At 72.3% G+C, this 20105-nt stretch carries 19 protein-coding genes and 1 pseudogene; 7 read left to right on the top strand and 13 right to left on the bottom strand.

The window, feature by feature from the left end:
- Positions 1-26 precede the first annotated feature (26 nt).
- The 4 genes from ACIHCX_RS32740 to ACIHCX_RS32725 all read right to left on the bottom strand — a co-directional run bounded on the left by ACIHCX_RS32740 (position 27) and on the right by ACIHCX_RS32725 (position 6211).
- Positions 27-1271, bottom strand: coding sequence for a VWA-like domain-containing protein (locus tag ACIHCX_RS32740; RefSeq protein WP_400036261.1), 1245 nt, complete (start codon positions 1269-1271; stop codon positions 27-29).
- A gap of 143 nt (positions 1272-1414) precedes the next feature.
- Positions 1415-2713: an AAA family ATPase gene (locus tag ACIHCX_RS32735; RefSeq protein WP_400036002.1), complete on the bottom strand. Its 1299-nt coding sequence runs from the start codon at positions 2711-2713 to the stop codon at positions 1415-1417.
- A gap of 132 nt (positions 2714-2845) precedes the next feature.
- Positions 2846-4303 (bottom strand): hypothetical protein, encoded by a 1458-nt coding sequence (locus ACIHCX_RS32730; protein WP_400036000.1) that lies wholly within the window; start codon positions 4301-4303, stop codon positions 2846-2848.
- Between the two features lie 147 nt (positions 4304-4450).
- Positions 4451-6211, bottom strand: coding sequence for an MOSC domain-containing protein (locus ACIHCX_RS32725; protein WP_400035998.1), 1761 nt, complete (start codon positions 6209-6211; stop codon positions 4451-4453).
- A gap of 232 nt (positions 6212-6443) precedes the next feature.
- On the opposite strand from ACIHCX_RS32725, the gene ACIHCX_RS32720 reads away from it, so the two are divergent.
- Complete coding sequence (locus tag ACIHCX_RS32720) at positions 6444-7313, top strand: alpha/beta fold hydrolase (RefSeq protein WP_400035996.1); 870 nt, start codon at positions 6444-6446, stop codon at positions 7311-7313.
- A gap of 36 nt (positions 7314-7349) precedes the next feature.
- Here the strand turns inward: ACIHCX_RS32720 and ACIHCX_RS32715 are convergent, their stop codons facing one another.
- Positions 7350-8318, bottom strand: coding sequence for a GlxA family transcriptional regulator (locus tag ACIHCX_RS32715; protein ID WP_400035994.1), 969 nt, complete (start codon positions 8316-8318; stop codon positions 7350-7352).
- Positions 8319-8432: 114 nt separating this feature from the next.
- On the opposite strand from ACIHCX_RS32715, the gene ACIHCX_RS32710 reads away from it, so the two are divergent.
- From ACIHCX_RS32710 to ACIHCX_RS32700, 3 genes are all read left to right on the top strand, one after another.
- Positions 8433-9071, top strand: coding sequence for an HD domain-containing protein (locus ACIHCX_RS32710; RefSeq protein WP_400035992.1), 639 nt, complete (start codon positions 8433-8435; stop codon positions 9069-9071).
- A 166-nt stretch (positions 9072-9237) separates the two neighbouring features.
- On the top strand, positions 9238-9708 hold the full coding sequence (locus ACIHCX_RS32705; protein WP_400035990.1) for a cation:proton antiporter regulatory subunit: 471 nt from the start codon (positions 9238-9240) through the stop codon (positions 9706-9708).
- A gap of 4 nt (positions 9709-9712) precedes the next feature.
- On the top strand, positions 9713-10972 hold the full coding sequence (locus tag ACIHCX_RS32700; protein ID WP_400035988.1) for a cation:proton antiporter: 1260 nt from the start codon (positions 9713-9715) through the stop codon (positions 10970-10972).
- A gap of 105 nt (positions 10973-11077) precedes the next feature.
- On the opposite strand, the gene ACIHCX_RS32695 is transcribed toward ACIHCX_RS32700, so the two are convergent.
- From ACIHCX_RS32695 to ACIHCX_RS32685, 3 genes are all read right to left on the bottom strand, one after another.
- Positions 11078-11368 (bottom strand): DUF3040 domain-containing protein, encoded by a 291-nt coding sequence (locus tag ACIHCX_RS32695; protein ID WP_400035985.1) that lies wholly within the window; start codon positions 11366-11368, stop codon positions 11078-11080.
- A 426-nt stretch (positions 11369-11794) separates the two neighbouring features.
- Positions 11795-12685, bottom strand: a complete 891-nt coding sequence (locus tag ACIHCX_RS32690; RefSeq protein ID WP_400035983.1) for an esterase/lipase family protein — start codon at positions 12683-12685, stop codon at positions 11795-11797.
- Between the two features lie 458 nt (positions 12686-13143).
- Positions 13144-13458, bottom strand: a complete 315-nt coding sequence (locus ACIHCX_RS32685; RefSeq protein WP_400035981.1) for a hypothetical protein — start codon at positions 13456-13458, stop codon at positions 13144-13146.
- A gap of 458 nt (positions 13459-13916) precedes the next feature.
- Here ACIHCX_RS32685 and ACIHCX_RS32680 point away from each other — a divergent pair, with 458 nt between their 5' ends.
- Both ACIHCX_RS32680 and ACIHCX_RS32675 read left to right on the top strand, forming a co-directional pair.
- Positions 13917-14960: a zinc-binding dehydrogenase gene (locus ACIHCX_RS32680; protein WP_400035979.1), complete on the top strand. Its 1044-nt coding sequence runs from the start codon at positions 13917-13919 to the stop codon at positions 14958-14960.
- A gap of 53 nt (positions 14961-15013) precedes the next feature.
- Entirely contained in the window at positions 15014-15517 is a 504-nt protein-coding gene (locus ACIHCX_RS32675) for a hypothetical protein (protein ID WP_400035977.1), read from the top strand.
- 125 nt (positions 15518-15642) lie between these two features.
- Here ACIHCX_RS32675 and ACIHCX_RS32670 read toward each other — a convergent pair whose 3' ends face one another.
- The 5 genes and pseudogenes from ACIHCX_RS32670 to wrbA all read right to left on the bottom strand — a co-directional run bounded on the left by ACIHCX_RS32670 (position 15643) and on the right by wrbA (position 18958).
- Entirely contained in the window at positions 15643-16203 is a 561-nt protein-coding gene (locus tag ACIHCX_RS32670; RefSeq protein ID WP_400035975.1) for a DivIVA domain-containing protein, read from the bottom strand.
- Positions 16204-16213: 10 nt separating this feature from the next.
- Positions 16214-17320 (bottom strand): globin domain-containing protein, encoded by a 1107-nt coding sequence (locus tag ACIHCX_RS32665; protein ID WP_400035973.1) that lies wholly within the window; start codon positions 17318-17320, stop codon positions 16214-16216.
- A 92-nt stretch (positions 17321-17412) separates the two neighbouring features.
- Positions 17413-17826: a globin family protein gene (locus tag ACIHCX_RS32660; protein ID WP_400035971.1), complete on the bottom strand. Its 414-nt coding sequence runs from the start codon at positions 17824-17826 to the stop codon at positions 17413-17415.
- 278 nt (positions 17827-18104) lie between these two features.
- Positions 18105-18242: pseudogene (locus ACIHCX_RS32655) on the bottom strand (amidohydrolase); the annotation flags it as partial.
- A gap of 98 nt (positions 18243-18340) precedes the next feature.
- Complete coding sequence (gene wrbA / locus ACIHCX_RS32650; RefSeq protein WP_400036259.1) at positions 18341-18958, bottom strand: NAD(P)H:quinone oxidoreductase; 618 nt, start codon at positions 18956-18958, stop codon at positions 18341-18343.
- A gap of 392 nt (positions 18959-19350) precedes the next feature.
- Between wrbA and ACIHCX_RS32645 the strand changes: the two genes are divergently transcribed.
- The gene (locus ACIHCX_RS32645) at positions 19351-19971 is read left to right on the top strand and encodes a hypothetical protein (protein WP_400035969.1); all 621 of its coding nucleotides are present in this window, start codon (positions 19351-19353) and stop codon (positions 19969-19971) included.
- Positions 19972-20105: the final 134 nt, after the last annotated feature.

Here is a 20105-nt window from a genome sequence, read left to right as displayed (position 1 = left end):
CCCCCGGCCTGACTTGTCCCGCTCGCTCAGCCGATGGTGACGACACGCGCCCAACGCGGCGGGGCGTCCGGGACGTAGGCGGGACTCTCCTCGTCCACGGCCCGGGCGGGACGTGGGAAGAGCCCGACGACGGTGCGGCAGGGTGGCTGCGCGGAGGGCCACGGCGTCTGGCCATCCGTCAGGGCGACGATCACGTCCGGGCGGGGCCGGGAGCGCAGCGCCCGGGCGAAACCGGAGCGCAGATCCGTCCCTCCGCCGCCGACCAGTTCCAGGTTTTCGGCATGGCAGAGGGGGACGGCGATCCCTGCCGCCGCGTCGCAGGAGATCACCGACACCAGGTCGCGCCGTCCGCCCACCGCCCGCGAGATCGCCGCCACCTCCAGCAGCGCGCTGCCCAACTCGGTGTCGCTCACCGACCGGGAGGTGTCGATCACGACGCAGACCCGGGGCGGCGCACGGTGCAGGCTCGGCAGCAGCACCCCGGGGACACCGGCCGAGCGCCGGGACGGACGCCGGTAGCTGTGGTCCTCGCCCACCCCTGGCGCACCCGCCGCCGAGCGGACCGCCGCCCCCAGCAACTGCCGCCACGGCTGCGGCGGTTGGAACGCGTCCTGCGCCCACCGGCGCCACCCGTCCGGTGCGTTCCCCGGCCGGCCCCTGATCCCCTCCGCGACCCGGAAGCGGACGGCGTCCCGCTGCTGCCTGCTCAGCCCATGTGCCCCGTCGGGGCCCAGCTCCCACGGCCGATCCTGCCCGTCGGCGCCACCGCCGCAGTCCAGCCAGGCGAGGTCCGCGGTGAGTCCGGACATCGACGCCGTCCGCAGGTACTCCTCCATGAGCAGCCCGTCGGGCAACCCCAGCAGCGACGGCAGCACCGCCCCGGCCGGCAGGGGCAGCCCGTCACCGTAGATGTCGTCGTTGATCTCGAAGTCGGCGGCGATGTTCCGCCGCAGCCTGCTCCAGTCCGCGGCCGGGGACACCCCCGTCTCGTTCCGCTCGCCGGGCCGGTGCTCCTCGTGCTCCCGCGCATACCGCTCGCCCCGCCCGTGGTGGTCTCGCAGCAGATGGGAGACCTCGTGCACCCAGACGCCCGCCAGTTCCTCCACCGGGGTGCGCGCCACGAAGCCGGGGGAGACGTAGCAGCGCCAGTGCGCGTCAACCGCCATCGTCGGCACCGACCGGTCCTCCACCACGTGCAACGCGAAGAGCGCGTCGGCCAGGTAGGGACGGACCTTCACCGCGTGCAGCCGTGCGGCGAGCAACTTCTCCATGTCCAGCGGGAGTCCGGGCCGGCCGGCCCGTCCGCCGGTGCCGGCCGGCGGCCCCGGCACGGTGGTCCGTACGGGTCGCGGCGGCGCGGGCCGGGTCACCGGGCGCGGCAGTGGGCGCGGTCCCGGGCGGTTCGCGGCCCCCGTCATCGGCCCGCCCCCGGCGCACGCCGGGCGTCGGCCGACGCCGCGACCCGTTCCACCGACCGGTCCGCCCGGCGGGCGACACCGACCACCCCGGCCAGCCGCTCCACCGCCTCCGGTACCTCCCAGTCGTCGCGCCGCAGCGCGGCGAGCGTCGTCGCTGGGGCGACCAGCAGGTCCGGGGCGCCGGTCTCCAGCGCCCGCACCAGCACCGCCCAGCCCGCCTCCCACCGCTCCCGCTCCGGCCGTGCCCCGACGGCGGCCACCACCGCCTCCAGCGCCGCCTGGCGCAGATCGCCCCGCACCGGCAGCTCGGCGGAGGGCGGATCGGCCAGCAGCGACTCCGGGTCCGGCAGCTCCATCCGGTCTAGATGGGCGAGGAGTTCGAGCCCTGGTCCGTCGCCCACCGCGCCCCGCACCAGCAGTGCCAGCACCTCCCGGGAGACGCAGGCCGCCGTGCCGAAGGCGAGCAGGGTCAAGGCGGCCTCCCAGCTCCGGGGCGAGGGCCAGGCACCACCGCGCCGTGTCTCGGTGCTCGGCAGCCGGTGGATCAGCGTCGGCCGGGCTTCCAGGAAGCCGCAGACCGCACGCCGGGCGAAGGTTACCGCCTCCGGCAGCCGCTCCGGCACCAGCCGGGGCAGCTCCGCCCGGGGCCAGACCCCGCCCAGCCCGCGCACCACCACCTCCCGGTCGTGCACCCAGTGCAGATGCACGAACCGGTTGGCCAGCGGCGGACTCAGCTCCCATCCGTCCGCGGCCGACGCGCGCGGATTCGCGGCGGCCACGATCCGTACGCCGGGCGGGAGTTGCAGCGTACCGACCCTCCGCTCCAGGACGACCCGGAGCAGCGCTGCCTGGACGGCCGGGGTGGCGGTGGAGAGTTCGTCGAGGAAGAGCAACCCCCGTCCGGCCCGTACGAGTTCGACGGCCCACTGCGGCGGCGCCATCGGCACCCCTAGCACCGCCGGATCGTCGCCCACGATGGGCAGCCCGGAGAAGTCGGACGGCTCGTGGACGCTGGCGATCACGGTTGTCAGCGGCAGGTCGAGAGAGGCGGCGAGCTGCGTCAGGGCTGCGGTCTTGCCAATGCCCGGCTCGCCCCAGAGCAGCACGGGCAGGTCGGCCGCGACGGCCAGGGTGAGCGCTTCGAGCTGCTCGTCGGGGCGCGGCTCGGTGGTCGTCGACCGCAGGAGGGCCAAAAAGTCGTCGGCGACGGTGAGTTGGGCGACGGTTCCGCAAGCGCCGGTGTCGGCGAGGGCGGGCGCGGGCGCGGTTGTGGGCGGGATCGTGCTGGACGTCATGGGCATCACCTGGGGCGGAATGAGGGAACGGGACGGCCCGAACCCGGAGATGTCTTGGTGTCGTGGGGCGTGCGCGAGCAACGCGCAGTGCGGGAGGGGACTTTGCCGGTACATGTGGGCCGGTGCGGCCCGTCAGCGGGTCAGGCCGGTGCGGGGCCGGGCCCGGCTGCTCCGCTTGCGGCACATGGCGGGAGGTGAGTGATGGTCGAGCCGGGGACGATGGCCTGCCTCCGCGTGTGCCGCGGCCGAGCCGTTCCCGTCCCCCCATGCGCCGGCACCGGGGTGCGGGGCGAGGAGCCCCGAGCGGAAGAGCCCGTGGTCAACGCGGCGGGCCGCGGCCGACTCCAGTTCCGCCCGGAGTGGCCCGTCGCGCAGGACCGCGGCGGGACCGAGCAGTCCCTCGACCACGGCCAGTGCTCCGGCGACGTCACCGTGGCCGAGCCGTTCCCGGACCGCCGGCAGTGCCTCCGGGCTGCGGTGCACCGCGTCGATTGCCCGCAGGCACGGCAGCGCCGGCCCGCCGAGCGCCACCAGTAGCTCCTCACGGCGCAGTTGGGCCGGGTCGTGATCGACCGCCGTCAGCACCCCGTCCCGCAGCGCGATCCGGTGGACCTCGCCGCGGCATTCCACCCGGTGCGGATCGCCGGGCTCGTGGACGGGGCCGGCCACGGGTGCCGAACCGGACGCCGCGAGTGCCGCGGCGACCAGCGGGTGCAGCCCTTCGGCCGAGACCAGCCCGGCGCGCAGCAACTCGAGATCCGGAAGGACCCGGGCCGCCGCCTCCGGCAGCATCGGAAGCGCCGCGACCTCCTGCGGCGGCAGCACCTCCCGCAGCGGTCGGAACGTCGGGGCATGGCTGTCGTCGGGGGCGACGAGTTCGAGCACGGCCCGGTTCCGCGCACCGAGCCGCACGGTGAAGGCCCCACGAGGGCGCCCTTCGGCCCGCAACAGCAACTCCGCCTCGGCAGCCCAACCAGCCGCCGCCCACGGGGAATCGTGGGGGGTGGGCAGGTCGGGCGGCGCCGTGGAGGATGTGCCGTCCGCACCGCACCGCCGTGCCAGTTCCCCGCTCCGCCCGGAGTCCCAGAGATGCCGGTGCAGGTCGAGCCGGAAACGCCGGTCGGGATGCGGGTGCGGGTGCGCAAGGTGCTGCCCGGAGGCTTCGTTTTTGGGCCCTTCCCACAGGGCCAGGGACATCCACTGTCCGGCGTCTGCCCGGGCCGGTGGTGTCCGCACCACCAGTCGCAGCGGCGCGGGGCCCGAACTCCGGTAATGGGCCAGGGAGACGGTGACACCGGGCCGCAGGCGCCCGCCGGGGGCGATCCGGGGCATGTGCCAGCGCAGCAGGTCAGGCGCCAGCCGACGCAGATCCGCGCGGAGACGGGTGACGAGATCGGTGCCGTGGCGGTCGCGCACGGCGCGCAGATCGAGATCGACGTCGACTCGGGCGGCGGCGCAGGCCCCCGCCCAGTCACCGACCGTACGTCGAGCGGTCGCGGTCTCGATCATGGACGGTGGCACGGCGTACTCACGCACGCGCTGCCACATCAACAGGCGGGTCGGAATGTCGTTCGCGGGGTGATGTGCCATCAGCACTCACCTTGCGCGGACGATTCCCCCAATCCGTACGAGGAGAGGTTCATCACCCGAGCATCATAGGCCACGGTTCCTCCAGGTGTGGCCAGGGTTCTTCGTTGGGATCAGCCCGCGAGCCCGGCATGATCCGAACGAGAGGCCCTAGAGGTCGAGGACGACTTCGGCGGTCGGTTCGCTGCAGCAGACCAGGACGGTTCCGGCTTCGGGGAGTTCGAGAGGCGGGGTGGTGTAGGCGATGTCGCCCGCCACGAGGTGGGTGACGCAGGTGTGGCAGACCCCGGTGCGGCAGGACCAGCGGGTGGGGATGTCACAGGCCTCGGCGAGGTCGAGCAGTGAGGCGTGGGCCGGTGACCATGGGGTGCTGATGCCGCTGCGGGCGAAGGTGACGAGGGGACCGTCGCCCTTGGGACCGGGCGGCTGGTGCGGCCGGACGGCGGCGGTGGGCGTGACGCCGGGGTTGACGGCGGGAAGGGCACTGAACTGTTCCGTGTGGATCCGCTCGGCCCGCAGACCGTGAGCGCGCAGGTATGCGCCGACGTCGTTCATGAAGGCGGTCGGTCCGCAGAGGTAGGCGTCGGCGTCGGTGGGGATGCCCAGGGCGGTGAGCGCCGGGGCGGTCGGACGGCCCCGGCTGATGTGGCGCGCGCCCGGGGGCGGGGCTTCGGAGGTGTAGTAGATGTGCTCGTGGGCGTCGGGGAGTTGTGTCAGGAGGGCGTGGGCCTCGTCCGCGAAGGCATGGTGGGCGCGGTCGTGTGCGGTGTGGATCCACCAGACGGGGCGCGGGTCTCGTGCGGCGGCGAGCCGGTGGAGCATGGCGAGCACGGGCGTGGCGCCGATCCCCGCGGAGACGAGGGCGACCGGGCGGGTGCCCGCTTCGAGTACGAACGTGCCTCGCGGGCTTGCGATGTCCACGAGGTCCCCGGGATGGAGCGCGGCGTGGATGTAGCCGCTGACCTTCCCGTGGGACTCGCGCTTGACGCTGATGCGGTAGGTGTGGGCGGTGGGTACGGCGGACAGGGAGTAACTGCGCACCGTGGGGACGGTGTCGTCGACGGCGAGCCGGAGGGAGAGGTACTGGCCGGGGCGGGCCTCGGGCAGGGGCGTGCCGTCGGCGCTGTCGAGGTAGACCGACGAGACGTCGGGGGTCTCGGGGACGATGCGGGCGACGCGCATGGTCCTGAAGCCCGGCCACCCCGGCTCGTGCCCGGACTGCCGGGCGCTCGCCCGTTCACCCGGCCAGCCGGGTTCCTGCCGCGGCTGCCGGGCGGCGGCGAGTTCGCGGAAGGACTGCTGCCATCCGGGGCTGAGGGCGGGGATGTTCAGCGCTTTGCGCAGCTTCGCGGGATCGCGGTCGGGAAGGTAGAGCAGCGCGTCGGCGTCGGCGACGCTGAGTTCCTCAGGACCCCTGCGGGTGAGGGTGATCCCGTCGCCGGCCTGGACGCGCCCCTCGGTGAGTACGCGCAGGTAGAAGCCGGGGCGGTGGTGGGCGACCAGCAGGGACGCCATGGTGGGTTCGCCGAGGCGCATACCGACGCGGTAGCAGGTGACGCGGGGTTGGGTGACCTCGAACTCGGCTTCGCCGATGCGGTACCGGTCGCCGATGCACACCTCGTCGTCGGGCAGTCCGTCGACGGTGAAGTTCTCCCCGAACATCCCGAAGGCCAGGTCGCCGCGCCCGAGTTGCCTGCGCCAGTACTGGTAGGACTGCGACTGGTAGACGAGGACCGCGCGGATCTCGCCGCCGTGCCCGGCCAGATCCCCTTGACCGTCTCCGTCGACGTTGAGCCGCCGGACCATGCGGGGGCCCTGGACGGGCGTCTTCCAGGCTCCGGTGTGGACGGTCCTTCCCTGCCATGGGACGTCCGTGGGCATCCCCACGTTGACGGACAGCAGCGTCGCCATCGCGGACCTCCTACGGGGTGGCCGGCCGGGGCAGCTCCTCAGGACGCTGTGATCTGTGCGCTGGGACCGATCCTAGTTCGCCTCGTGCCACGACACCTCTGCGGGCGACACGTGCGGGCGGGAGGTGACACCCTTCAGGAGTGGGGCCAGACACGTGTCGGGCCGGGTGCCGCGCACCACGCCCCGAGAGCGCCCCGCACCTGTACCGAAGCTCGAGAGATGGGTCAGAGGCATGATCCACGCAGTCCACCACCGCACGGCCACCGTCGACGGCCTCGAGGTCTTCTACCGGGAGGCAGGCGATTCCCAGGCACCTGCGGTCGTACTCCTGCACGGCTTCCCGACCAGCTCGCACATGTTCCGCCACCTGATCCCGGCGCTCGCGGACCGGTACCGCGTGATCGCCCCCGACCACATCGGGTTCGGCCAGTCGGCGATGCCCTCCCCGCGGGACTTCCCGTACACCTTCGACGCCCTCACCGAGATCACCTCCGGGCTGCTCCGGCAGCTGGGCGTCGACCGGTTCGCGATGTACGTGCAGGACTACGGCGCTCCCATCGGATGGCGTCTGGCCCTCCAGGCCCCGGACCGTGTCACCGCGATCATCACCCAGAACGGCAACGCCTACGAGGAGGGCTTCGTCAAGCCCTTCTGGGACGGCGTCTTCGCCTACGCCAAGGCGCCAGGGCCCGACACCGAAGCGCCCCTGCGGGCCGCACTGACCCCCGAGATCACACGCTGGCAGTACCTCAACGGGGTCGCCGACCCCAGCCTGGTCAGCCCCGACAACTGGGTCCACGACCAAGCCCTGCTGGACCGGCCCGGCAACGACGAGATCCAGCTCAGGCTCTTCCGCGACTACCCGTCCAACGTGGACCTCTACCCTGAGGTCCAGCGGTACTTCCGCGACTCCCGGGTCCCGCTGCTGGCGGTCTGGGGAGCCAACGACGAGATCTTCGGCCCCGACGGCGCCACGGCGTTCGCCCAGGACCTGCCCGACGCCGAGATCCATCTGATCGAATCAGGACACTTCGCCCTGGAAAGCCACCTCGGCACCATCACCGACCACATCCGCGACTTCCTCGCCCGCGTCCTCGCCTGAGGAGGCCTGACGAGGCCCGGCGAGGCTCGGCGAGGACTACGGCTGCTCTTCGCGGGCGCGGGTGGTGGCGAAGCGCCTGCGGTAGTGCGTCGGCGTGGTGCCCAGATGGCGGGCGAAGGCACGGCGGAGGGTCTCGTCGGAGCCGAGCCCGCTGCGCCGCGCCGCCGAGGTGACACTGTGCCCCTCGAGCAGCAGCTGCTGGGCGCGGTCGAGGCGGACCCGTTCGACCCAGCGTGCGGGCGTGGTGCCCAGTTCGGCGCGGAACAGCCGGGCCAGGTGCCGAGGGCTGACGGCGGCGGACGCGGCCATGGCGGGCAGGCTGTGGTCGGCGGCCGGATCTGCGAGCACGGACGCGATCAGCGGACGGAGCAGGTCACCGCGCGCAGGCGGGGTCGCGATGGCCGTGGAGAACTGCGACTGCCCGCCCGGACGCTGCATGAAGACCACCAGCTCGCGCGCGACGTTCCTCGCCACGTCGGCGCCGTGGTCGTCCTCCACCAGGGCCAGCGTCAGGTCGATGCCCGCGCTGATGCCCGCCGAGGTGACGTACCGCCCGTCGCGGATGTGCATGGCGTCCGGCTCGACGCGCACACGGGGGTAGCGGCGGGCCAGCACGGCCGCGTGCCGCCAGTGCGTGGTGGCCCGGCGGCCGTCCAGCAGGCCCAGTTCGGCCAGGACGAAGGCGCCGGTGCACACCGAGGCGACCCGGGGCGCCCCCGCGGTGAGGGCGCGGACCGCGGCCAGCAGCTCCTCCTCGACCGGCTCCTGGGCCAGCCGATCGCCTCCCGCGACCACGACCGTGTCGACCGGGCCCGCGTCGGCCGCCCGGACCGTGCCGCTCAGCGCCGGCCCGGCGGAGGTGGTGACCGTCCCGCCGCGCGGGGAGACCAGAACCAGCTCATAGCCGGGAGCGAGCCGACCCGCCTGATGGAGCACCTCCGACGGACCGCTGACATCGAGCATGGTCACCCCCTCGAAGACGACGAAGCCGACCCGATGCGTCATGTCCGAATCCGTGGTTTTCCTGGCAGTGATGACATGGCTCAGCCTACGTCGTCGGGTGAACCCTGAAGACAGCCGAAGACAGATCACCGAACAGACGAGGAAGGCGGACGAACGATGAACGACGTGATCGCAGGAGTGGAGATCCCTGACACCACCCTGGTACGGGAGGCGACCGAACTGGTCCGCGACGTCGCCCCGCCGCTGCTCTACGACCACTCCCGGCGGGTCTTCCTGTGGGGGTCGCTGCGCGGCCGGGAGCAGCGGCTCGCCTTCGACCCCGAACTGCTCTACGTGGGGGCGATGTTCCACGACCTCGGGCTCACGAAGCGGGTGCGTCGTACCGACCAGCGCTTCGAGATCGACGGTGCCGACGAGGCCCGCCGCTTTCTGCACGCCCACGGCGTCACCGGCGAGCCGGCCGACCGTGTCTGGACGAGCATCGCCCTGCACACCACCCCGGAGATCCCGCTGCACATGGCCCCCGAGGTCGCCCTGGTGACCCGCGGCGTCGAACTGGACGTCCTGGGAATCGGCTATCACGCGGTCTCCGACGAGGAGCGCGCGGCGGTCGTCGCGGCGCACCCACGCCCGGACTTCAAGAACCGGATCCTCGCCGCGTTCACCGAGGGCATCGAGGACCGCCCCGACACGACCTTCGGGAACATCAAGGCCGACGTCCTGGCCCACTACGTCCCCGGCTTCCGGCGCATCGACTTCGTCGAGGTGGTCAAGAACTCCGACTGGCCCGAATGACCGGACCTCGCTCCCGCCGCGATTCCTCCCCGGTTCTCCGGAATGAGACGGAGCCGACACTGTCCGCACTCCCTCCGCCCGGTCCGGCTCGATAGGGTGCCGTTAAGGATTCGTAAAGAATCCATCAAGTCGGACGACATGGAGAACAGCTGTGGGCGCTGCGCGCATGAGTGGTACGCCGTTGCCGGGAATCGGGGTCCGCTACGACCTCACCACGCGAGAGCAGCGCCGGCTGTCCGTGGTCGCGCACCGGGACGGATCGCGGACCCTGAGCGCCTACCGCGAGGACGACCCGGACGCCTGCGCGCTGTCCGTGCGGATGACCGCCGGGGAGTCGGCGGCCGTCATCGACGCGCTCATGCCGTCGCACCACAGCCCCAACCTGCTGTCGACGACCGAGTTGGGACTGGTGGCGGAGCGCGTCGAACTGTCGGCGACCTCGTACTGGAACGGGCGGCTGCTGGGTGAGACCCGGATGCGCACCGAGACCGGTGTGTCGATCGTGGCGGTGCTGCGGCGGGCCGAGGCGATCCCGTCCCCGGGGCCCGATCTCCGGCTGGCCGGCGGGGACACCCTGATCGTGATCGGCACGCGCGAGGGCGCCGATGCCGCCGCGGCGATACTCGGTCGGGAGTGATCGCGTGCATTCGTCTGCGGTCTTCCTGATCGAGTTCGGCGCGATCATCCTTGGCCTGGGGCTGCTGGGCCGGTTCGCCGGGCGCTTCCAGTTCTCGCCCATCCCCCTGTATCTGCTGGCCGGACTCGCCTTCGGCCAGGGCGGACTGCTCCCGCTGGACACCAGCGAGGAGTTCGTCGCCATCGGCGCCGAGATCGGCGTCATCCTGCTGCTGCTCATGCTGGGGCTGGAGTACACCGCCAGCGACCTGGTCTCCAACCTCAAGACCCAGTACCCGGCCGGGCTGGTCGACGCGACGCTCAACGCCCTGCCCGGCGCCGCGATGGCGCTGCTGCTGGGCTGGGGGCCGGTGGCGGCGGTCGTCCTGGCGGGGGTGACCTGGGTCTCCTCGTCCGGTGTGATCGCCAAGGTCCTGGGCGATCTGGGACGGCTGGGCAACCGGGAAACTCCGGTGATCCTCAGCATCCTGGTCCTCGAGGACCTGTCCATGGCCGTGTACCTGCCGATCATCACCGCCCTGCTGGCGGGCGCCGGGTTCGCGTCGGGCAGCGTCACGCTGGCCATCGCCCTCGGAGTCGCCGCTGTGGTGCTGCTCGTGGCGGTGCGGTTCGGCCGGCACATATCGCGCTTCGTCTCCAGCGACGACCCCGAGAAGCTCCTGCTGGTCGTGCTGGGCCTGACCCTGCTGGTCGCGGGGATCGCCCAGCAACTGCAGGTCTCGGCGGCCGTTGGCGCGTTCCTGGTCGGCATCGCCCTGTCCGGTGAGGTGGCGGAGGGCGCGCACAACCTCCTGGCCCCGCTGCGTGACCTGTTCGCCGCGGTGTTCTTCGTGTTCTTCGGACTGCACACCGACCCGCAGAGCATTCCGCCGGTGCTGCTGCCCGCGCTCGCCCTGGCCGCCGTCACCGCGCTGACCAAGATCGCCACCGGGTACTGGGCCGCCAAGAAGGCCGGTGTCTCCGTCAAGGGACGCTGGCGTGCGGGTGGCACGCTGGTCGCCCGGGGCGAGTTCTCCATCGTGATCGCCGGGCTCGCCGTCACCGCCGGGATCGAACCCGACCTGGGCCCGCTGGCCACGGCCTACGTGCTGATCCTCGTCATCCTGGGCCCGCTGTCCGCCCGCTACACGGAACCGGTGGCCCGGCGCCTGACGGGCCTGTTCGGCAAGGCCGCCCCGGCCGGTGGCGTACCGGCCGAGGGCTGGACGCCGAGCTCCGGGCCGCAGGAGACGATGGCCGACCAGGACACGGTCGGCCGATCGTGAGTGAGGACCGGCCGGCCGTGCGTGGAATGGCCGGCCGGTCCCGAGGGGGTCGGCCCGCCACCGCGGCCGTCCACCGCGGTGCGCCCGCCCAGCGGGGCGCCGAGGTCAGGAACGGGGCGGGGGAACCCGCCGTCTGCGCGCGGTGCGCCGGGGGTCGCACAGTTCCCCGGCCATACCGGCCAGGACCATGCCGGTGACGATGAGCAGCCCGTGGGCCAGAGCGACACCGGTGCCCAGCACCACCAGGGCGAGGGCCAACAGCAACCAGGCCCGGGTGCGCCGGAACTCGCGTGGCGGGCAGGGGCGGCCGGCCCGGAGGGCGCGGGCGAACCGGGGATCGTCCCGGTACACACGAGCCGCGATCTCGCCGAGCACCTTGTCATCGGTTCCGGGCATGACGCGCTCCTCTCGGCACGCGGTGGCGGGCGGGCACCAGGGCCTCGCGGTACGGCCGATGTGGTCCCGGGCCCGCGCGGTGCGGCCGGGCAGGCCACCGTGGCACTGCCGCCATCGGTGCCGGGCTCCTCTCGTGACGCGACGGACTCGAGGCCTGTCCCCCCACTCGGGTCCGCCGCGGCCCGCACCCGCACCCGGGCAGGCGCCAACGGCGGGCCGTACGCCGGTACGACCGTCGAAAGAGGGTTTGCCTCCACCCTCACCCGTCGCCGGGGGCTGCCGCCATCGGGTCCGACACCCATGTGCGGGCGGGCGGGAACCCCAGAGAGGCGACGGAATGGGCACTGGACCCGATGGACTCGGCCGCGCGGCTGCCCGGGGTCGCGGCGCGCAGGGGACTCGGCCGCCTCCCCGGGGTGTCGTGGCTCAGGCCGCGGCCCGGGGCTCGGCGACGCGCGCGTCGTGGAGCACGCGGCAGACCTCGCCGACGACCCTGCCGTGCAGGGGCAGCGAGACATGGCCGACGGCGCGCACGGGGACGTTGCGTATCCGCAGGTCGGGGTGGACCAGCCGGGCGTTGGCGGTGGGCACGATCAGCTCGTCGAGGTCGCTGTGGAACGCCACGAAGCGGGTCTTGCAGCCGGGAGCGGGCCCGGCGAGTTCCGCGAGCACGTCGCTGCCCGGGCGGAGCTGCCGGATCGCCTGGAGCGGCAGCGGCACCGACGCCGCCAGCGTGCCGTGGTGCGGGGCGCCCAGGGTCACCAGCGTGTGCACACGGGCGTCGCCGCCCATGCGCTGCACGTAGTAGCGGGCGACCACACCGCCGAGGCTGTGGCCGATCACGTGGACGCGCTCGTGCCCGCTGCTCTCGCAGACCCGCTCCACCTCGTCCGCCAGCGACCTTGCGGCGCCGCGGACGTCGTCGCGCAGCCAGTTGTAGTTCAGCACGGCGACCCGGCGAAAACCCGCCTGCCGCAGGCCGCGTCTCATGACGTGGAAGATCGCCCGGTTGCTGAACAGCCCGTGGACCAGCAGGACCGGGCTGTCGGCGGAGACGCCCGGAAGGGCCACGGTGCCGTCCGGCGGCGCCGCCGGACGGGGTCCGGCTCCGTGGCGTTGCCCGCCCTCGCCCAAGCCGGACGGGTACAGGGCCAGCGCCGCGACGATCGCGGCCACCTCCACGGCGGCGCCGAACACGGCTCCGGTCAGCGCGCGGACCGGGGGCAGGCCTCCTCGGGAACCCGGCGGCTCGACCCGGTCAGGAGGCGTCACACCCGAGCCGCGGTACCCGGAAGGATTCCAGCCGGAAACAATCATGGGACGACTCCTCACGCCGCCAGGGGCGCGCGCCGCCGGAAGCACGCGGCGGAACACGCCGCGCCGCACGGAGAAGGCTCCGTTCCGAGCCCGCGCCCGAAGGCCACCGCCGAACGGAAACCGGCCGATGACGCCCGTCCGTTCCAACGGATTGCGGGGACGTTAAGCCGAAACTTCCCCTCTCAGCAATGGTGAGGTGGCCCACCTCACACGCCGATCACCAGCGGCGACCAGGCGATTTCAGCGGGGCACCGCGCGTGAGCGAGGACGGCGGGCGTGGCGTGGCCGACGGCGGTCACGGAACCGGACGTGCGCCGGCGGCTGATGGCCGAACGGCCGAAGGGCCGAGGACCGCGGCGCGGTCCTCGGCCCTTCGGTGCAGCGGCCATACCGGCTGCGACGGCGGAGTCAGAGGGTGGCGATCGTCCTCCGCGTCACAGCACGACTACCGGGGCGGCCTAGCGGAGGCCCAGGAAGTGGTGGCCGGGGTTGTACCAGCCGTGGTGCCGGTTGCTGTACCAGCCGTGGTGCCAGCCGTGGTGCCGGTGATGGTTACCGTAGTAACGACCGTCGTAACGACCGTCGTAGCGACCGTCGTAGCGACCGTCGTAGCGGTGGTCGTAGCGGTGGTCGTACCTGCTGTGCGAGAAGTCCCTTCCGTGGTCGCGGTCATGACCCCCGACCGCCAGAGCCGGCAGGGCGGCCGCGCCGACGAGGGCGCCCGATGCCACACAGGTGGCGATCAGACGGAGCGCCGTACGAGAAACAGACATGAATCCCCTCACGGTCGTGCACCCCCGCCCTGGCGGGGCGGGGCGTGCGATCCGATTCCCGGCTTGATGCCGAGGCGCCACACTGTGGCCCTTGACGACGACAGCAGATGACCAAAGGGATTCGTGTTACGAAACGCGGATATATCCGTAACGCTCCCTTGTATGGGCCATCGATCCGGGAAGAGCGGGAACCGCCAGCCCGGTTCCCGCTCCGAAACGCCCCGCGATCAGGAGGAAGGCGGCTGACGACGCACAGCGCTTCCGACGGCCTCTCCGTGTCGACTCCCGCGTATGGTCCAACGGCTTCCGTAACAACGGCGGCTCCTCCGATCAGGGGACCCGTTTCGGTGGCCGTTACAGGGGGTGCGAAAGGTTATGTATCGGGCGTTCGTCCCGAAGTGTGTGCCCGGGCGGTCGGTCCGCTCCGTGGGCTTCGAGGAGTCGTGGAGGTGAGCCTGATGACGACGGCGACCATGCGTGCGGCGCGCTTCTCCCGGGCCGGCCGCCGACTCGGCGTGGAGGACGTGCCGGTGCCGCGGCCGGGGCCGGGAGAAGTGCTGGTCCGCGTCGAAGCCTGCGGGATCTGCCTGTCGGACGTGCACATGATCGACGGCAGCATCGACTGCCCGCTGGAGGAGGTCACCCCTGGCCACGAGCCGGCGGGCACCATTGCCGAGGTGGGCTCCGACGTGCCGTACTGGCAGTCGGGCCGGCGGGTGGTCATCGCCCCGGGGAGGGCCTGCGGCGCCTGCGCTCACTGCGGGGACGCCCAGGGCTGCCTCGCCCCCCAGACGATGGGGCAGAACTGGGACGGGGCCTGGGCGGAGTACGTCGTCACGCCGTTCCAGACGCTGGTGGAGGTGCCCGACGGCGTGCCGATCGAGCAGGCGGCGATCTGCGCCGACGCGGTGGCCACCCCGTTCTCGGGTCTCGTCGAGCGCGGTGGGCTGCGCCCCGGCGAGACCGTCGGCGTGTGGGGCGTCGGCGGCCTCGGCGTGCACGCCGTGCAGATCGCCCGTCTGGCCGGAGCGAGCCTGATCGTCGCCGTCGACACCCTGGACGCCGCCCTCGGGCGGGCCCTGGAGGCCGGAGCCGACCACGCGGTGAACCCGGAGAAGGCCGACGTCCGCGTCGAGGTGGGACGGCTCACCGGTGGTGAGGGGCTCGACCTGGCGGCCGAACTCTCCGGCGTCAACAGCGCCCTCGACCAGGCGGTCTCCTGTCTCGGCCGGTACGGACGGGCTGTCATGATCGGAATGTCGCCCGATCCGATCCGTCTCACCGAGAACACGCTCCTCTTCGGCTACTTCAACCACTCCGTCCTCGGCCACGACGGCTACACCCGGCGTCACCTCACCCAGCTCATGCGCCTGTTGGCCTCCGGCCGCCTCGACCTGTCCCGCTCGGTCTCCGACGTGCTGCCCCTGGAAGAGGTGGTGCGGGGCGTGGAGCGGCTGCGCACCAAGGAAGGCAACCCGCTCCGCATCGTGGTCAAGCCGTAGTCGTGGTCGAGCCGCGGCCGGGACCGCGCCCCGGCGGGCAACGGAGCGTCCGCATGTCGACGACCTCGTACATCCGCACGCAGGGGACGATCGCCGCGATCATCAACGTCGTGGTCAACTCGCTGGTCACCTGGCTGAGTCATCGCCCGACGGGCTTCGTGCCGCTCACCGGGAACGGCAGCATGGCCATCGACGTCTTCGTGACCTCGATCGTGCTGCCGTTTCTGGTGTCGCGGTGCGTCTCCAAAGGAGTGCGGCGCGACCTCGACGCCGGGCGGCTCGGCGCGACCGATGAACCGCCCGGAGCGGGACGTGTGCTGTCCCGGCTGCCCGCGCGATGGTGGGCCTTCGGCCTGCTGACAGGGGTGGGAGTGGCCGTCGTGGCCGTCGGGGTGCTGTCGCTGCTCGGTGCGCTGGGGTGGTCCGGTCTTCCGCTGGCGGGATTCGTGGCGTTCATGGCCGTGTACACCGGCCTGTTCGGATACGCCATGACGCGCTGGGTGATCCTGCGGCAGCTGACGGAGCGTCGGGCCGGTGCGGCGGCCGCGGGCCGCTGAGTTCGGCACCGCGCCCACCCCGGCCCGCACGCGTAGCAGCGCCCCAGGACGGTCACCGCGCGCCTGGTCCGCACAAGCCGGCGGGGGCCGTGCGTGACGCGGTTCCCACGACCCCGCTGTACCGGTCAGGCGCCGTGCGAAGTGGCGGCCGGGGCCCCGGGGGAGGGGGACTGGGGATGCTTGTTGGCGTACTGGTCCGCGGTGACGCTCAGCGACTGCGCGATCTGCCGCAGATAGGCGATCAGCCGCTCGGTCTCCTCCTGGTCCCCGCCGGTCGCCTGCGTCTCCTGCTCCCACATCCGCTGGAGGATCGCCTCGGCCTGTGATCTGGCGGCCCGCACCATGGTGCGCGCCTGCTCGCGGGCCGCGAAGACGGTCTGCTCGGCCGCCTGCTGGGCGCGGGCCTGCTGAAGGACGGCGTCCACGGTCGGCACCCCGGTGGGCGCGCTGCCGTCGCCGATGTTGTTGGCCCGGATCCAGTCCCGGTGGCGCTGCATGTCCGTGCGCAGCCGGTCGTTCTCCTCCGTCAGCGCTATCAGAGTCGACGCGACGCGGCGCAGGGCGTCGTGCACCGCCTCCTCGCTGTAGCCGCGACGGGTCAGAGGAGCCCGGGGGAAGGTCATCGACCGCAACGTCTCCGGCGTCACCAGGTGCTCCTCCGGGTGCGGTGCTCCTGTCTCGTTCACGTTTCTCCGATCACCGAGCTTCTTCAAAGTGCAGCAGGTCGTGCGGAATGCCCGCGTCCGCCAGATCGCGCACTGTCGCCGAGACCATGGCCGGCGAGCCGCAGACGTAGAAGGAGCATCCACTCCACGCGGCGGCGCGCAGCACCGGGCCGGCGAGGCTGCGGTTGTCGACGGTGCCGGCGTCCGCGCCGACCAGCGGCGTGACGCGAAGCCACGGGTGGGCCTGCGCCAGGTGCCTCAACGCGGGCATGTCGTAGAGGCCGTGGGGGTCGCGTGCCCCGACGAACAGGTTCACCCGGCGCGGCGGACCGTGCTGGGCGATCTCCTCGACCAGGCCGCGCAGCGGGGCCAGACCGGTGCCGCCGCCGATCAGCACCAGGTCCCGGCCGCCGGACGGCTGGAGCGTGAGCCGGTCGCCGACCGGGGCGCCGAGGCGCAGCACGTCGCCCTGCCGCAGCCCGTACACCAGGGCCGGGCTGACCAGGCCGCCGTCGATGGCCCGCACGTGCAACTCCACGGTCCCGTCGGCACGCGGCGGGTTGGCCGGAGTGAACGAACGCCAGGTGCTCGGCAGCGACGGAACCTCCACCATCACCGACTGTCCGGCCCGGTACGCCATCGGGTGGTCCAGACGCAGGGTGAGGACCGCGAGGTCGAAGCCGCGCTGTTCGTGCCGCACCAATTCGGCGTTCCACCACGCCGGATTCACCGCGCCGTCGGCCTCGGCGGCCTGCACCATGGTGCGCGCCACCAGGGCGTAGGCCTCGGTCCAGCCGTGCTGCAACTGCGGGGTCCACGCCTCGCCCAGGAAGTACGCCAGCGTGGCCAGCAGCGCCTGCCCCACCGCCTCGTAGTGCTGCGCCACCACCTGGAACTTGCGGTGGTCCCGGCCCAGTTGCCGCAGGTACGGGACGAGCCGGTCGGGATCGTCGGCCTCCGCGACGATCCGGCCGAGGGCGGCGACGAGGCGATCGCGCTGCGCCCCCATGGCCACGGGGAACATCGGCCGGACCTCCGGCGCGATGATGAAGAGGTAGGAGTAGAAGTACCGGGGTACTTCGTCTCCCGACTTGCCGACCAGGGCGAAGGAATCTCTCAGCGCCTGCGCATCGCTCACGTCCGCCCTCCGGTGGCTGACATCAGGGTTTGACTTCCGGGCAATGGGGGCCGGCCGACGGCTCGTTGCGAGGAGCCGCTGCCGGCGGCGGTTCAGCTCGAGGCGGCCGCGCCGGCCTCGAGCATGGTGTTGCTGATCACCCCGTAGATCGCCGTCCAGGACTCCTCGACGGCCGGTGTCCACGCATCGCCCGCGTAGTGGCGCAAGGTGGCGATCAGGCTGGCTCCCACGGCCGGGTAGTGCTCGGGCAGCACGCCGTATCCCCCGTGGCGGCGCCCCAGGTTCTCCAGCATGCCTATGAGCGTGTCGGTGTTCTCCAGGTTGGCGACCAGCGCACCCAGCGCCGCCCACAGGCGGTCGCGCTGCTCGTCGAGATGAGCCGCGAACAGGGGGCGCACCTCGGGATGGTGGGCGAACAGGTGGTCGTAGAAGTACGCGGTCACCTGGGTGCCATGGGGCTGGACAGCAGCGAAGCTGCCCCGGATCAGTGTGAGGTCTGCAGTCATGGCGGCCGACTGTAGCCAGAGGCGCGCGGACCGAACAAGTTGAGGGCTTTCTGCAATGAGTTCGTCAAGTACTTGTCCACAGGGGTACACACGAGCGGCCGCGGGTGAGCGTCCCCGACCGATGAGCGGCCGAACCGGGTCAGATCATCAGTGACCGCCGTCGGGCTCGACCGCGGTGGCTCCGGAGTACCTCGAGGCCTTCGACCATGGTGGCGTGACCTCCAACGGAGGTAGCATCCTGGACCTGTTCGCGGACGACGCCCGGGCGCACTTCCCGGCACACCGTCCCAGCGCAGCTCCAGGAGGTAGTTGAGACCGCCGCGGATCACCTGCAGATGGGAGTCGTTGAGCCCTGGAACGATGCGTCGATTGAGCGTGTCGACCACACGGGCGTCCGGTCCCACGAAGGGGGCGACAGCCGGGGCCGTAGGCCCGGCCAGGACTTGGCATCTCCGGCGGACGCACGGGCCACGGGAAGGGTGTTCCCGTGGCCCGTGCGGTGGTGGCGTGGGGGTCAGGCTGCGAGCCCGGCCTTGAGGGCCGCGGCGAGCTGGACGACCCGCTCGGCCTGGTGGCGGGCGGCGTTGCGGGTGTCGTCACCGACGGGGTTGTTGCCCTGGGCGTCGACATGGGAGGTGCCGTACGGGTTGCCGTCGACGAACTTCACCGGGTCGGTGTAGCCGGGGGAGACGATGATGCCGCCGAAGTGGTGGATGGAGTTGTAGAGCGCGAGGATCGTGGACTCCTGGCCTCCGTGAGCGGTGGCGCTGGTGGCGAAGCCGCTGTAGACCTTGTTGGCGAGCTTGCCCTGCGCCCACAGGCCGCCGAGGGTGTCGATGAACTGCTTGAGCTGCGAGGCGATGTTGCCGAAGCGGGTCGGGGAGCCGAAGATCACGGCGTCGGCCCACTCGACGTCGGCGGGGGTGGCCACCGGGATGCCGGCGCTGGCCGCGGCGTGTGCCGCCCAGGCCTCGTTGGAGGCGATGGCGGCCTCGGGGGCCAGCTCCGCCGCCTTGAGCAGGCGCACCTCTGCGCCGGCCTTCTCCGCGGCGCTGCTGATCTCCTTGGCGATCTCGGCACTGAAGCCGGTCGAGGAGTAGTAGATGACCGCGAGCTTGACGGGGGAAGTCACGGAGGTGGTCTCCAATTCAGTGGTGCTGTCGATGGTGCGACGGAAGAAGCCCATGGTGCTGACTGGCTTTCGATCGGGCGGTGTCATCCCGACGGGGGACGGGATGTGCGCCGGCGCGCATAGTTGAACGCTAAATCATTTGCCGTGATGGTGCAAAATTCAACAGAAGTGACGCCTGTGCGCAGTGCCGCAGCGGCGTGGTCGGGGCGGCCGCTCTTGACCGACGCCGGACGGGCGACCGCGCACGCGTCGCAACCTGCCAACTGGGCCCAGTAGAAAGGGACGTTCAGCCCAACGGTGGTGGCCTCTCGGCATCCGGCGGTGCGCGGTGCCCGCGACGAGAGTGAGGAGTGCAAGGACAAGGACCGGACACTCGCGAAGGGATCACTGCCATGGCCGTGGACGAGCACCCTCATCGGAGCCCCGGCTTCCATCCACCGGTCTTCCGCCGGAACCGGACCGCCTCCGCGGCGTCGGCCGGCATCGACACGCACACCGCCCCACAGGCGTACGCCCTCGCGTCCCTGCGCGTCCTGACCGGTTTCGTCTTCCTGTGGGCGTTCCTGGACAAGGTCTTCGGCTTCGGTTACGCGACCGCTTCCGGCAAGGGATGGATCGACGGCGGATCGCCGACGAAGGGCTTCCTCGGCTCGGTCGCCGCCGGGCCCATGCAGTCGACGTTCCACTCGTGGGCCGGCCAGGCGTGGGTGGACTGGCTGTTCATGCTGGGCATGCTCGCCATCGGCGTCGCCGTCATGACCGGTGTGGCGCTGCGGCCGGCCGCCGTGGCGGGCACGGCGATGATGGCGCTGATGTGGATCGCCGAGTGGCCACCGGCCAAGCACCTGTCGAACGGATCCCCGAGCATGTCGACGAATCCGTTCGCCGACTACCACGTGATCTACGCCGTGGCCCTGGTCGCCGTGGCGGCAGCGGGCGCGGGCGCCACCTGGGGCCTGGGCCGTCTCTGGGCGCGGCTGCCGGTCGTCCGCGACCACACCTGGCTGCGCTGAAGCACCCACAGCGCGGCGATCCTGCGGCGGGGCGGGGCCCGCCCCCCCCCGCCCCGCCCCCCCCCCCCCCCCCCGCCCGCCGGCCCCCGGGGGGGCCCCCCGCCCCCGGGGCCGCCCCCCCCCCCCCCCCCACC

Origin of the sequence: Streptomyces sp. NPDC052043 (assembly GCF_044548235.1) — a bacterium.
Taxonomy (GTDB): domain Bacteria; phylum Actinomycetota; class Actinomycetes; order Streptomycetales; family Streptomycetaceae; genus Streptomyces.
The sequence above is the reverse complement of the archived record's forward strand: the minus strand, read 5'-3'. Positions and strand labels throughout refer to the sequence as shown.

Excerpts from the sequence above, each read along its gene's own strand:
- ACIHCX_RS32725 (WP_400035998.1), bottom strand. The coding sequence starts at position 6,211 with ATGGCGACGCTGCTGTCCGTCAACGTGGGGATGCCCACGGACGTCCCA.
- ACIHCX_RS32680 (WP_400035979.1), top strand. The coding sequence starts at position 13,917 with ATGACGACGGCGACCATGCGTGCGGCGCGCTTCTCCCGGGCCGGCCGC.
- ACIHCX_RS32645 (WP_400035969.1), top strand. The coding sequence starts at position 19,351 with ATGGCCGTGGACGAGCACCCTCATCGGAGCCCCGGCTTCCATCCACCG.
- ACIHCX_RS32695 (WP_400035985.1), bottom strand. The coding sequence starts at position 11,368 with ATGCCCGGAACCGATGACAAGGTGCTCGGCGAGATCGCGGCTCGTGTG.
- ACIHCX_RS32690 (WP_400035983.1), bottom strand. The coding sequence starts at position 12,685 with ATGATTGTTTCCGGCTGGAATCCTTCCGGGTACCGCGGCTCGGGTGTG.
- ACIHCX_RS32720 (WP_400035996.1), top strand. The coding sequence starts at position 6,444 with ATGATCCACGCAGTCCACCACCGCACGGCCACCGTCGACGGCCTCGAG.
- ACIHCX_RS32715 (WP_400035994.1), bottom strand. The coding sequence starts at position 8,318 with ATGACGCATCGGGTCGGCTTCGTCGTCTTCGAGGGGGTGACCATGCTC.
- ACIHCX_RS32660 (WP_400035971.1), bottom strand. The coding sequence starts at position 17,826 with ATGACTGCAGACCTCACACTGATCCGGGGCAGCTTCGCTGCTGTCCAG.
- ACIHCX_RS32730 (WP_400036000.1), bottom strand. The coding sequence starts at position 4,303 with ATGGCACATCACCCCGCGAACGACATTCCGACCCGCCTGTTGATGTGG.
- ACIHCX_RS32735 (WP_400036002.1), bottom strand. The coding sequence starts at position 2,713 with ATGACGTCCAGCACGATCCCGCCCACAACCGCGCCCGCGCCCGCCCTC.
- ACIHCX_RS32710 (WP_400035992.1), top strand. The coding sequence starts at position 8,433 with ATGAACGACGTGATCGCAGGAGTGGAGATCCCTGACACCACCCTGGTA.
- ACIHCX_RS32740 (WP_400036261.1), bottom strand. The coding sequence starts at position 1,271 with ATGGAGAAGTTGCTCGCCGCACGGCTGCACGCGGTGAAGGTCCGTCCC.
- ACIHCX_RS32675 (WP_400035977.1), top strand. The coding sequence starts at position 15,014 with ATGTCGACGACCTCGTACATCCGCACGCAGGGGACGATCGCCGCGATC.
- ACIHCX_RS32705 (WP_400035990.1), top strand. The coding sequence starts at position 9,238 with ATGAGTGGTACGCCGTTGCCGGGAATCGGGGTCCGCTACGACCTCACC.
- ACIHCX_RS32685 (WP_400035981.1), bottom strand. The coding sequence starts at position 13,458 with ATGTCTGTTTCTCGTACGGCGCTCCGTCTGATCGCCACCTGTGTGGCA.